Origin of the sequence: Gemmobacter fulvus (assembly GCF_018798885.1) — a bacterium.
GTDB lineage: Bacteria > Pseudomonadota > Alphaproteobacteria > Rhodobacterales > Rhodobacteraceae > Gemmobacter > Gemmobacter fulvus.
Genome location: NZ_CP076362.1, coordinates 219,336 through 231,209, shown reverse-complemented (window position 1 = coordinate 231,209; position 11,874 = coordinate 219,336). Strand labels below are relative to the sequence as shown.

The following is an 11,874-nucleotide window of genomic DNA, read 5'->3' as shown; positions in this document are numbered from 1 at the left end:
GGCAACTACTCCCATTCGACACCCGGATCCAGCGGACAGATCGGACGGCGCAACTTGTGATATGGGAACAGGCTGTAATCCGAGCCGGTCACACCGCCCCCCGCACATTCCACCACAGCCTTAGCTAGAGGTTCAAAGACCGGCCGGCAATACATCCGCGACTTCAGCAACAGATATTGGCAGTCGCGCGGGTCGATGCCCAGCGATGTGAACACGGCTTCATCCCAGGGTTCATGCGTCTGGGAAGAAATCAGCACTTTTGCGGCGCCGGTCTCAATCACCACAGACCGGCCCATATCGCAGGTCATGCCGGTATAGATCGGCCCGGTGATCGTATAACGCCCGTCGGCAAGCGCCAGAACCCGGCCGCGCAAGATCAGAGACGGACGCGGCGGCGCAAAACCATCGGCGGCAATCCGGTTGCCAACGGCAATCTCCACCTCGGCCCCAAGGCCTGCCGCAAAGGCCTGTTCTACAGCCTGCGGATCGGCAACGGGGCCGGTCAGGATGCCGGCCAGCCCAGCGGCAAGCGCCGCCTCCAGCACATCCATGTTCTCGCAGGTGCCGCCCGACATGCAGTTGTCGCCATGATCCAGCATCAGAACCGGCCCGTTGCCGGGGCGCGCCGCTGCCGCGCTTGCCTCGCGGATCGACACACCTAGGGGCTTTTGATCATAGAGAAATTCGGCGCGCCGGTCCCAGATCAGGCGGGCAATGTCATGTGCCACGCTTTCGGGATCCAGATCCGGGGTCGTGACCGCAACCACGCTGGCCCCTGCCTCGTAGAGATCGGCCGCCGGAAAGCCGCCAAAGACGCTGACTGCCAGCACGCCCGGGCGGGTTTCGGCGACGCGGGCTGCGGCAATCACATCGGCCATGGCCCCGGGCACCGTGGTGTTCATCGGCAGCGTATGGCCCAAAAGCGGCGGTTGCACCCGCGCCATCACGGGGCGCAGGCCCTGACGGATCTGATCCATCATCGTGCAGACCAGCACGCCGGTTTCATACATGTCGACATGGGGATAGGTTTTGAACCCCGCCATCGCATCGCAGTTTTCCACCATGCGGGGCGTGATGTTGCCATGCAGATCCAGCGCAACACCGACCGGCACGCCCGGAGCCGCCGCCCGGATCCGGGCCAGCAGTTCACCCTCGCCATCGTCATGGCTGCGCGTGACCATGGCGCCGTGCAGGTCCAGCAGGACCATGTCGCAGCCCTTGGCGATATCGGCAAGGATCACCGCTGCCATATGGTCGAACGCGTCATCCTCGACCGGGGCGCTTGGCCAGGCATGGGCGATCAGCGGGCAGGAGACTTCGGCCCCCTGTGCCTCGGCCCAGGCATGGAAGGCACCAAGCGCGGTCTTCATGCCGCGCGCCTCGGCCAGCGCCTCGGCACCGTAAAGCGGGCGGAAGGCGGCAAGTGGCGTCGGCACCGGCGAGAAGGTGTTGGTTTCGTGGTTCTGACGGGCAATGACAATGCGCATGAATAAGGATCTTTGCAGGAAGGGATGCGGGCAGAGCGTTCCACCCGCACGCAAAAGGGGATCAGATGGCAGGATCAGGCGGCGCGGTGGCGTTCGGCCAGCAGGCGGTCATGCGCCAGAACCGCATCCAGCAGAACCTGAGTGCCGGTGGCACATTCGGCGGCGCTGGTGGCTTCTGCCGGATTGTGGCTGAGGCCCCCTTCCGATGGCACGAAGATCATCACCGTTGGCGCGACGGCGGCACAATGGACCGCATCATGCCCCGCACCCGAGATGATCTCGCGCCCGCAAACTCCCGCGCGCTCGGCCCCCGCCCGAACTGAGGCAATGCAGTCCGCATCGAACCGCACCGCATCGACCTTCGAGATGCGGCGCAGATCGCCCTCCAGCCCGATGCCTCCGGCAGCGGTGTCGAAGGCCGCGCGCAGATCGGCTTCCATCTGCGCCAGAACCGCGTCATCGGGGTGGCGCAGGTCGATGGTGAAATCCACCTGGCCCGGAATGACATTGTTCGAATTCGGCGAGACCTCAAGAAAGCCGACGGTCGCCACGGCGTGCGGCGCATGGGCCAGCCCGATGGCGTCCACCGCCTCGATCACCCGCGCGGCCCCCAGCAGCGCATTGCGGCGCATCGTCATCGGGGTTGACCCGGTATGGGCGGCGCAGCCCGTCAGCCGGGCCTCGAACCAGCGCAGGCCCTGAACGCCGGTCACGATGCCGATCTCCTTGCCCTCGGCCTCCAGCACCGGACCCTGTTCGATATGCAGCTCGAACATCGCGGCAAAGCGTTGCGATCCGGCCCTTGCCGTGCCGCGCCAGCCGATCGCATCAAGCGCCGCGCCGAAACTTTCACCGGCGGCATCCTGCCGGGCATCAGCCTCGGCGCGCGAATATACCCCGGCCCAGACCCCGGACCCCAGCATGGCCGGCGAAAACCGCGAGCCTTCCTCGTTGGTCCAGTTGACCAGCATCAGGGGCGCTTCGGTGGTGAGACCCGCATCCTTCAGGCTGCGCAGCACCTCCAGCCCGGCCAGAACCCCCAGCACACCGTCAAATTTTCCACCCGTCGGCTGGGTGTCCAGATGGCTGCCCATGGCGATGGGCGCGAGGTTCGGGTTGCGACCCGGCAAGGTGGCGAACATGTTGCCGACCTCATCCACCACCAGCGTCATGCCAAGGGCGGCGGTTTGCGCGGCGAGCCAGGCCCGGACCTTCGCGTCGTCTTCGCTCAGTGTCAGCCGGGCGATGCCACCCTCCGGCGTGCCGCCGATCCGGGCCGTCTCCATCAGGCTCTGCCAGAGCCGGTCCGGGTTGATCTTCAGATTTGACATGTCGATTCAAGCCTTTACGCCAAGGTATTGGTCGCGCGCATCACTGTCGGCGATGAAATCCGGGCCGCTTGCCTGATAGGCGATGCGCCCCAGTTCGATAATATTGTGGCGATTGGCCAGCGCCGTGCAGACGGCAAGGTTCTGTTCAACCAGCAGGATCGACACGCCCGCCGCTGCGATCTTGCGGATCTGGGCCACGATCTCGTCCACGATCACCGGGGCAAGCCCCTCGACCGGCTCGTCCAGCATCAGAAGGCGCGGGCCGGTCAGCAAGGCGCGGGCGATGGACAGCATCTGCTGTTCGCCGCCGGAAAGCTGGCCGCCGCCGTTGCGTCGGCGTTCTTCCAGCCGGGGAAAGATCGCATAGACATCCTGCATCGACCAGGCCGCGCCCTTGCGGCAGGCAATCGCCAGATTCTCCTCGACCGTCAGCAGGGAAAAGATGCCGCGGTTTTCCGGCACCAGACAGACCCCGGCCTTGGCGATGCGGAAGGCAGGCTGGCCCGCCAGATCAATCCCGCCAAGGCTGACCCGTCCCCGCGCAGGCGTTACCGCACCGGCAATGCTTTTCAGCGTGGTCGATTTTCCCGCCCCGTTGCGGCCCAGCAGCGTGACCACCTCGCCCTCTTTCACCGAAAGCGAGACGCCTTGCAGGATATGGCTCTTGCCGTAATAGCTGTGGAGGTTCTCCACCTCGAGAAGCGCGGTCATGCGATGTCTCCGGTGATCATGTTGCCCAGGTAGGCGCGCTGCACTTCGGGGTCGGCACGCACGACGGCGGGTGGCCCTTCGACCAGCTTGCGCCCCAGCCGCATGACGGTGATCGTGTCCGAGATATTCATCACGATCCCCATGTTATGTTCGATGAACAGCACTGTGTGGTCGCGTCCCAGATCGCGGATCAACGCCTTCATTTCCTCGATATCCTCGACGCCCATGCCCGAGGTCGGCTCATCCATCAGGATAACGGACGGATGCGAGGCCATGGCCATGCCCACCTCCAGTCGGCGCTGCTGGCCGTGGCTCAACTCTCCCGCAGGGCGGCGGGCGACGTGGGTCAGGCCAAGACGTTCCATCACCTGATCCGCCGTGGCCAGCGCGCTGCGGTTCGCATCGGCACTGCGCCAGGGGGCAAGGGCCTGCCACGGGGTCTTGCCCTGCGCGGCAAGGCGCAGGTTTTCCGCCACCTCCAGCGTGGGGAAAAGGCTGGTCACCTGAAAGGACCGTGCGATGCCATGGCGCACACGTTCATCATCGCGGGTGCGGGTAATGTCGGTGCCGTTCAGAGTGATGCTGCCGGACGAGGGCATGACCCGCCCGGTCAGGGCATGGAACATTGTGGTCTTGCCCGCGCCGTTCGGCCCAATGATCGAGTGAACGGAATTGCGCCGGATATCCAGATCCATCTCGGCCAGAGCGACAAACTTGCCATAGGTGACGCCCAGACCCCGGGTCGACAAGGCGATATCGGATGCGGTCATGGCTCAGCCCTCCTTCTTCGCGCCGGTGGCGGCGACCCAGAGTTTCTCCACCAGCCCCCAGAGGCCCTTTTGTAGGAACAGCGCCACGACGACGAGCGCGAGGCCCAGCAGCAGTAACCAGCGCGGCCAGATCTGCGACAGCCAGTCGGCCAGCAGCATATAGGCCGCCGCCCCCAGCACCGAGGCAAACAGGCTGGTCGACCCGCCGATGATCGTCATGATCAGGATCATTTCCGAGGTGTGGTGTTCGATGTTTGCCAGCGGCGCCACGCCGATCAACATCGCCTTCAGCGCCCCCGCATAGGCGGTCACGGCACCCGAAATCGCGAAGGCCGCCGTCTTGAAGGCCTTGACCGGAAAGCCGATGGCGGCAGCGCGTTCCTCATTGTCGCGCACCGCGATCAGGGTGCGGCCGAAGGTCGATTGCATGGCGCGCAACATCAGCGCGAACAGGCCAAGGAAGGACAGGGCGACAAAGACATAGAAGCTCCATGCACTGTTCAGGGCCTGACCCAGCACCACCGGGCGCGGCACATCCATCAGCCCGTTGTCGCCGCCGGTGATGTCCGAGAAGGTATAGGCAAGGAAGAAGAAGAGCTGCGAGAACGCCAGCGTCAGCATCACGAAATAGACACCCTGCCGCCGGATCGAAAGCCAGCCGACCAGCGTGGCAATCATCGCGCCGAGGATCGTCGCCACGATCAGCACCACCCAGACCGGCACGCCGTAGCGGGTCAGGAAGATCCCGGCGACATAGCTGCCGACGCCGAAGAAAATACCCTGCCCGAAGGACAGAAGTCCGGTATAGCCCAGCAACAGATTGCAGGCCGCCGCGATCAGCGCGTAGATCAGGATCTCGGAGGCGAGGATGCCCGATCCCAGGAACAGGGGCAGCGCCAGAACCGTGGCCAGCGCCAGGCCGAACTGCACGACAGGCTTGTTGATGGCCAGCATCTCATGCCCTCCCGTAAAGGCCGCGGGGAAGCAGGACAATCACCGCCGCCATGCCCAGATAGATCATCAGTCGCGCCCCTTCGGGCCATATCGTCGCCATCAGCGATTGTACGACGCCGACAAGGATGCCCGCGACCAGCGCGCCGACATAGGATCCCATGCCGCCGATCACCACGACGACGAAGGCGATGGAAAGTGCCTCGATCCCCATAAAGGGTTCGACGCCGCGGATCGGGGCCACAAGCGCCCCCGCAAGGCCCGCAAGCCCGGCCCCTGCGGCAAAGACCAGCGTGTTGATGCGCAGTGTGTCATAGCCCAGCAAGGCCATGTTTTCCGACGATTCCGATCCCGCACGCACGATGGCGCCCAGCCGTGTCCGCTCCAGCGCCCAATACAGCCCGATCGCCAGAACGGCGGTGAAGCCGATCATGAAAAGCCGGTATTTCGGATAGATGAAATCCCCCACCATCACCACGCCATTCAGCACCGATGGTGCGGCAACGCTGCCCCCCAGCGGCCCCCAGAGGATGATCACCAGTTCCTGAATGAACAGCGCGATCCCGACGGTGACCAGAATGTGAAAGGTGTGCGGCAGCTTGTAGATCCGCCTTAGCAGAACCGCCTCAACCACCCCCGCCACCACGGCGACGATCACTGCGGCCAGCACCATCGCCAGCCAGAAATTCATCCCCCGCTCGACGAAGTCATAGGTCAGATAGGCGCCCAGCAGATAGAACGCACCATGGGCAAAGTTCACGAATTGCAGCAGGCCGAAGATGATTGTCAGGCCGACGGCAAGCAGGAAGTAAAGCATGCCAAGCCCGATGCCATTCAGCATCTGGAACAGATAGGTCACCGAGAATCTCCTGTTGTTTGAGGATGGCGGGCGGCCCGTCAGGCACCGCCCGCAGCCCGATCAGCCGAGCTTGCAGCCCGCCTCTTCCGCACTGAGGAAACTCTGCCCCGAGGAGATGATTTCGGCATAGTCATCTTTGTCGGCCATGTCGGCCTTGGCCCGGGCCTTCAGCAGGTAATAGTTCTTCATTACCTGATGGTCGGCGGCCCTGATGGTCTCGTCGCCGGTCAGGCCCTGATAGGCCAGCCCCTCCAGCGCCGCGCGCACTGCCGCCGGATCATCCGATCCCGCTGTCTGGGCCGCGTCGATCATCAGCTTGGTGCAAATATAGGATCCGGCCAGCGAATAGTTTGGAGTGATGCCGTATTTCGCCTGAGTCAGCTTGACCAGTTCGGCGTTCTGAGCCGCATCGACGGTATGCCAGTATTGCGCCCCGAAATAGATGCCCTCGCAAAGATCGGCACCAAGCGCCTCGAACTGTTCCAGCCCCGAGGCCCAGGCGACGACGATGGTCATGCGCTCCTTCATCCCGAAGGACACCGCCTGACGCAGCGTATCCGCACATTGCGCACCGAAGTTCAGGATCAGCAGCACATCGGGGCGCTCGGCCATGGCATTGGTCAGATAGCCCGAGAATTCCTTTTCGGTCAGCGAGTGATAGCTGTTGCCGACCAGATCCAGCCCCTTCTCGGTCAGCACGTCCTGCGCGGCCTTCAGCAGCCCCTCGCCGAACACATATTGCGGGGTGATGGTATACCAGCGTTTCGCATTGGGCAGTGCGTCGATGATCGGGCGGATCGACTGGTTGATCGCGCCGAATGTGGGCACCGACCAGCGGAACGTAGCCTTGTTGCAATCCGTGCCGGTGATCTCGTCCGCGCCGGCGGTGGTGATGAAATTCGCGCCGCCCTTTTCACATTCCTTGCCCATGGCAAGAGATTCCGACGACAGGATCCCGCCGGCGAACAGCTTGATCTGGTCGCGATCAATCGCGTCCTGCACCTTGCGCACGGCAGTGGCGGGCTTGCCTTCGGTATCGAGATCAAAGGTCTGCACCGCCCGGCCATATTTGGCTGCGGCTTCTTCGGCGGCAAGGAGCGCGCCCATCGAAGCATATTTGCCATTGGCGGCATTCGCGCCCGAGATCGGCACCGGGATGCCCACCTTCAAAAGATCAGCAGCATAGGCCGCACGGATCAGGGCGGGGGTCGCAAGAAGAGCGCCTGCGCCAGCGGTGCTGGACAGGAAGGAACGGCGGTTCAGCATGTGATTTCCCTGTTGAGGACGGTTTATTGATTCTTAATGTCATAACTATACGCATAGTAATTATGACCTGTCCAATATTTCCGACGCCAGCAGCGCTTCGGAAATTGTCAAATAGATTCAGTGTTATGAAGAAGATTTCTGATGCGGATCCGGCCAGATCGGGCACTTGCAACCCATCGGAGACAGTCCCCCTTTCGCCACTGGAGCGCACCCGGCAGCCAGCAGCCGACGCCTGCACCGAATCACCCGGATTGGCGCGGTGGCAGTGGCGGCTTCGGGGTTCAGCCCGCCCGCAAGCGTCTTGGCAAAGGGCTGCGGCCTGCTCGGTCAGGCCCGGCAAAGCCCAATGGCCGCAGGCGCGGTTTCAAGGACCGAGCCCTCGCAGGCTGGCCGGATCAGTCTCCATCCTCATCAGTGCGCAAGCGCGAGATGGTGCGGATGTTTGCAATCTTGCGATATTCGCGCGGTGTCATGCCGGCCTCCTTCAGGAAGATCCTGTTGAAGTTCGACAGGTTGGAAAACCCGGCCTCAAAGCAAACCTCGGTGATGGGCCGCGCTGTTTCGGCCAGAAGGCTGCGCGCGCGCGAAATGCGGATGGCCCGCTGATAATGCGAAAAGGTCATGCCGGTCAGCGCCTTGAAGCTGCGCGAGAAGGTCGAGGCTTCGGCGCCAACAATATCTGCCGCCTCATTCATCGAGATTGACGGGTTGGATTGCACCAGTTGCACCGCGTTGTTGACCCTTGCATGACGGCCACTGGCCAAGGCGGCATATCCCGTCGCGAAACCGGGGCTGGCGAGCAGGCGGTAGTCTGTCGCGGTGGCGAACCGGCTGAGGATTTCGACAAACAGGCCAAGGCCGCGGGCGGGCGGGGCCTGTTCCAACTCGATCATCAGGGCACCCGCCTCGGCGGCCTCGCGCCCCATCAGCTCGATCCCGCGTTCCGACTCCTGCACCAGCGCTTGCAGGCTGCGCAGTTCCGCAAGCACCGGGATTTTCGACAACAGCTGCCCCGCGTCGAACTGCAGCACATAGTCCCGCCCCGGCGCGATCAGGCCGGGTGACACCCAGTTGTGCGGCAGGTTTCCTCCGCAAAGCGCGATATGCCCCGGCTCGAAGCTGCCGATGTAATCGCCGACATAGGCAAAGCCGCGCGCATGCGGCACGAAGTGGATTTCCCATTCGGGGTGATAGTTCCAGGTGCAGAGCGGGTGAGGATAATCGTCGCGGCGGATCAGATATGACCTGTCTTCAGGTATGCGGATGCTTTCGCGCATGGCTGCGGTCGGGCGCAGCGGCGTCGGCAAGGACGAATCGGCCACTGGTTCTTTCTGCATCTGCACACCCCGTTTTTGCCGCCACGATGTCATAATAGTATCAGTTTTACACAAGCACGAAACTAGTGATCTACCCGAAACTGCGCGAATCTGTGGCACACATTCGGGGGCAAACCCCGGGCTCTTGGGAGGAGATCACTGTGAAACATACTATCGCGACCGCCGGTATTCTGGCGGCCCTTCTTGGCACGGCTGCACATGCAGAATCTATCTGCGCCAATGACTTGCGTGTTCTGGCACAGCCGCGTGACGGGCTGACCCTGCTGGAGGACTATGTTGATGAATTCGAGGCGCTTGCCGGTGCAGGCTTCGAGATCGACTATCTGAACGAGAATGACCGGCGGGCGAAATCACAGGCCGATGCCTCCACCGTCGGCAGCTACAATGTGTATTATGTGGATGAAGCGAACCTGCCGCTGTTTGCCTCGTCGAACTGGATCGTGCCACTGGCCGATTATTACCCCGCCGACTACGACTATGACGATTTCGATGCCGGGATGCGGACGGTCGCAAGTTACGAGGGCAAGCAATGGTTCGCCCCGATCCAGGGCGGCGGCGATCTGCTGGTCTATCGCACCGACCTGCTGAGCGCGGCAGGGATCGCGCCTCCGACGACCTGGGAGGATTACAAGGCCGCCGTCGAAAAGCTGAATGATCCTGCAAACGGCATCTATGGCGTGGCGCTGCGGGGCCAGCGCGGCTCGGGCGCGAATGTCTGGCGCTGGCTGCCGCTGTTTGCCGCGCATGGCGGCAAATGGGTGGATGGGAGCGGCAACTTTGCGTTCAATTCCGATGCGGCGGTGAAAGCGACCGAGGAATACCTCGCGCTGTTCAAATTCTCTGCGCCGGGCACGCAAACCGGCTCTTTCGATGAATCGACCGGGGCGTTCCGGTCGGGCAAGGTGGCCTTGATCATCGAATCCGCACCGCTTGGCGCGATGTCGAAAGATCCCACGCAAAGCCAGGTGGTTGACGTGGTGGCCTTCAGCCCGCCGCCCACGCCCCTGCCCGGCTCGGGCTACGCACATGGGTTTGCGATTGCCAGCAAGGCGAACGCCACCGAAGAGGCCAAGGCCTGCGCCGGGCTTTTCGTCGCCTGGGCGACCTCGAAGGAACAGGAGGCACGCCGTCTTGCCAAAGGCCAGCCGGGCGAGCTGACCCGCAAAAGCACTTATGAAAGTGCCGAATACGTCGCGACCTTCGGCGAGAACCTGTCGACGGCCATGGCGGCAACGGGCGCCAAGACCGAAGTGCTGTTCTGGCAGGATCCGCGCTGGCAGGAGTTGGGCAATGCCTGGGGGATCAAGCTGGAAGAGCTGATCACCGGCTCGCGCACCGATGTGAAGACCGCGCTGGATGAGCTCGAAGCCTTCGCAAAAACCCTCTGATGCTGTGACGAGTGCTGTTGTGACGAGTGTGCGGGGGGCCGCGGCTGCGGCCCCCCAATGTCTTCTGATCCTGCAATGCTGAGCGAGGGCGCAATGCGATCCGGGCGATCACTTCCCTATGTTTTTCTGGGACCGGCCCTTGTGGTGCTGGTCATTCTTGCGGCGGTTCCGACACTTTACGCCGTCAATATCTCGCTGCAAAACCGGACGCTGAGCGCGCCGGATGCAAGCTACGTCTGGTTTGACAATTATCTGCGGCTGTTCTCGGACGCGCGATTTCTGAATGCGCTCTGGGTCTCGCTGAAATGGGAGGTGCTGACGGTCTCGGCCACCATGCTGGTCGGCGTCGGCCTTGCCATCGCGATGTTCGAAGCAGCATCAGCCCGCTGGCGCGCCATCCTGTGCATTCTGTTCATCATCCCGGTCCTGTTGCCGCGGGTCTGCGCCGCCTTCGTGTGGAAATTCTCGTTCCATCCGCTTTATGGTGCGATGACCTGGCCCGCCCGCGCCCTGACCGGCCAGACGCCCGATCTGCTGGCCACACCCTGGGGGGCCTTGCTGACGGTGGCCTTTGTCGATGTCTGGCAATGGGGCCTGTTCTTCGCGGTGATCCTGCTGAAACTGCTGGAGGCGCTGCCGCCGCAACCCATCGAGGCGGCGCGCATCGACAAGGCGAAGGGCTGGGAAATCCACTATTTCATCACCCTGCCGATGCTGAAACTGCCGCTGATCTCGCTGGTGCTGGTCAAGGCGATCGAATCGCTGCGCTCGTTCGACCTTGTCTATGTGATGACGCGCGGCGGCCCCGGAATCTCGACGGAAACGCTTGATATGTATGCCTATTCTCAGGGCTTCATCGAGGCGGGCAATATCTCTTACGCCTCGTCCATGGCCGTCATCATGATGGTTGTGACGGTGATCCTCTTTACCTCGATCTGGAAGAGGCTGAACCAATGAAAATTTCGACCCTTCTGCTGCGCCTGCTGCTGGTGCTGGCCGGGCTGATCGTGGTGCTGCCGCTGTTGTGGACGCTGCTGAATGCCTTCAAGACCAATGCGGACCTGCTGGTCAGCACGCCAAAGCTGATCTTTACCCCGGTCTGGGACAATATGGACTATGTGCTCAACCGCCGCTCGGTGGCCCGCGCGCTGGTCAATTCGCTGGTGATCTGTTCCTGGGCGGTCGGGCTGGGTGCGCTGCTCGGCGTGCCTGCGGCCTATGTGATTGCGCGCGTCAAGAACAAGGCCACGCGGGAGGCGCAGTTCTTCGCCCTGTCGCTGCGCTTTTTGCCGCCGGTGGCGGTGGCCATTCCGATGATGGTGATCTGGCTTGGCCTCGGGTTTTACGACACCCGCTTTGCGCTGATCCTGACCTATCTGTCGATCACCGCCTCGATCACGATCTGGCTGTCGGTTCCGGCGTTTGAACGCGTGCCGATTGCCGTGGAAGAGGCCGCAAGGGTGGACCGCCTTGGCCCCTATGCGGTGTTTTTCCGCGTGGCTCTGCCCATCGCCCGGCTTCAGATCCTCTCGGCCATCGCTTTTTCCTTCATCCTTGTGTGGAACGAATTCCTGCTGGCGATGATGCTGACCACTTCGCAGGCAAGAACGCTGCCGATCATCGCCTCCGAGATGTCGCAACTTGGCATGAACGTGCCATGGGGCATCCTGAATGCCGCGGTGGTGTTGCTGTCCTTGCCGCCGCTTGTCCTGCTGGCCCTGATCGGTGCCGGCATGAATTCCGCCTTCTCCAGAAAATCCTCTCAGGACTGATC

11 protein-coding genes are annotated in these 11,874 nt (G+C 62.8%); 3 read left to right on the top strand and 8 right to left on the bottom strand.

What is annotated here, in order from left to right; translation table 11 throughout:
* Window positions 1–5: 5 nt before the first annotated feature.
* The 8 genes from KM031_RS17505 to KM031_RS17470 all read right to left on the bottom strand — a co-directional run bounded on the left by KM031_RS17505 (window position 6) and on the right by KM031_RS17470 (window position 8,712).
* Entirely contained in the window at window positions 6–1,487 is a 1,482-nt protein-coding gene (locus KM031_RS17505) for a M81 family metallopeptidase (RefSeq protein WP_215505221.1), read from the bottom strand.
* A gap of 74 nt (window positions 1,488–1,561) precedes the next feature.
* Window positions 1,562–2,818, bottom strand: coding sequence for a Zn-dependent hydrolase (locus KM031_RS17500; protein ID WP_215505222.1), 1,257 nt, complete (start codon window positions 2,816–2,818; stop codon window positions 1,562–1,564).
* 6 nt (window positions 2,819–2,824) lie between these two features.
* Entirely contained in the window at window positions 2,825–3,529 is a 705-nt protein-coding gene (locus KM031_RS17495; RefSeq protein ID WP_215505223.1) for an ABC transporter ATP-binding protein, read from the bottom strand.
* Window positions 3,526–4,299 (bottom strand): ABC transporter ATP-binding protein, encoded by a 774-nt coding sequence (locus KM031_RS17490; RefSeq protein WP_215505224.1) that lies wholly within the window; start codon window positions 4,297–4,299, stop codon window positions 3,526–3,528. The genes KM031_RS17495 and KM031_RS17490 overlap by 4 nt, the downstream gene beginning before the upstream one ends.
* 3 nt (window positions 4,300–4,302) lie before the next feature.
* Window positions 4,303–5,253, bottom strand: coding sequence for a branched-chain amino acid ABC transporter permease (locus KM031_RS17485; RefSeq protein WP_215505225.1), 951 nt, complete (start codon window positions 5,251–5,253; stop codon window positions 4,303–4,305).
* A gap of 1 nt (window position 5,254) precedes the next feature.
* Complete coding sequence (locus KM031_RS17480) at window positions 5,255–6,091, bottom strand: branched-chain amino acid ABC transporter permease (RefSeq protein ID WP_246567085.1); 837 nt, start codon at window positions 6,089–6,091, stop codon at window positions 5,255–5,257.
* A gap of 78 nt (window positions 6,092–6,169) precedes the next feature.
* On the bottom strand, window positions 6,170–7,372 hold the full coding sequence (locus tag KM031_RS17475) for an ABC transporter substrate-binding protein (RefSeq protein WP_371879023.1): 1,203 nt from the start codon (window positions 7,370–7,372) through the stop codon (window positions 6,170–6,172).
* Between the two features lie 398 nt (window positions 7,373–7,770).
* Window positions 7,771–8,712 carry an AraC family transcriptional regulator gene (locus KM031_RS17470; RefSeq protein WP_246567069.1) on the bottom strand — a complete coding sequence of 314 codons (942 nt, stop codon included), beginning with the start codon at window positions 8,710–8,712 and terminating at the stop codon, window positions 7,771–7,773.
* Between the two features lie 167 nt (window positions 8,713–8,879).
* Here KM031_RS17470 and KM031_RS17465 point away from each other — a divergent pair, with 167 nt between their 5' ends.
* From KM031_RS17465 to KM031_RS17455, 3 genes are all read left to right on the top strand, one after another.
* Window positions 8,880–10,100, top strand: coding sequence for an extracellular solute-binding protein (locus tag KM031_RS17465; RefSeq protein ID WP_260692178.1), 1,221 nt, complete (start codon window positions 8,880–8,882; stop codon window positions 10,098–10,100).
* Between the two features lie 93 nt (window positions 10,101–10,193).
* Entirely contained in the window at window positions 10,194–11,057 is an 864-nt protein-coding gene (locus KM031_RS17460; protein ID WP_215505230.1) for a carbohydrate ABC transporter permease, read from the top strand.
* Window positions 11,054–11,872 carry a carbohydrate ABC transporter permease gene (locus KM031_RS17455; RefSeq protein WP_215505231.1) on the top strand — a complete coding sequence of 273 codons (819 nt, stop codon included), beginning with the start codon at window positions 11,054–11,056 and terminating at the stop codon, window positions 11,870–11,872. The genes KM031_RS17460 and KM031_RS17455 overlap by 4 nt, the downstream gene beginning before the upstream one ends.
* Window positions 11,873–11,874 lie beyond the last annotated feature (2 nt).

What these genes read in the sequence shown, in the direction of transcription:
- KM031_RS17505 (WP_215505221.1), bottom strand. Translation starts at nt 1,487, where the DNA reads ATGCGCATTGTCATTGCCCGTCAGAACCACGAAACCAACACCTTCTCG.
- KM031_RS17500 (WP_215505222.1), bottom strand. Translation starts at nt 2,818, where the DNA reads ATGTCAAATCTGAAGATCAACCCGGACCGGCTCTGGCAGAGCCTGATG.
- KM031_RS17495 (WP_215505223.1), bottom strand. Translation starts at nt 3,529, where the DNA reads ATGACCGCGCTTCTCGAGGTGGAGAACCTCCACAGCTATTACGGCAAG.
- KM031_RS17490 (WP_215505224.1), bottom strand. Translation starts at nt 4,299, where the DNA reads ATGACCGCATCCGATATCGCCTTGTCGACCCGGGGTCTGGGCGTCACC.
- KM031_RS17485 (WP_215505225.1), bottom strand. Translation starts at nt 5,253, where the DNA reads ATGCTGGCCATCAACAAGCCTGTCGTGCAGTTCGGCCTGGCGCTGGCC.
- KM031_RS17480 (WP_246567085.1), bottom strand. Translation starts at nt 6,091, where the DNA reads ATGCTGAATGGCATCGGGCTTGGCATGCTTTACTTCCTGCTTGCCGTC.
- KM031_RS17470 (WP_246567069.1), bottom strand. Translation starts at nt 8,712, where the DNA reads ATGCAGAAAGAACCAGTGGCCGATTCGTCCTTGCCGACGCCGCTGCGC.
- KM031_RS17460 (WP_215505230.1), top strand. Translation starts at nt 10,194, where the DNA reads ATGCGATCCGGGCGATCACTTCCCTATGTTTTTCTGGGACCGGCCCTT.
- KM031_RS17455 (WP_215505231.1), top strand. Translation starts at nt 11,054, where the DNA reads ATGAAAATTTCGACCCTTCTGCTGCGCCTGCTGCTGGTGCTGGCCGGG.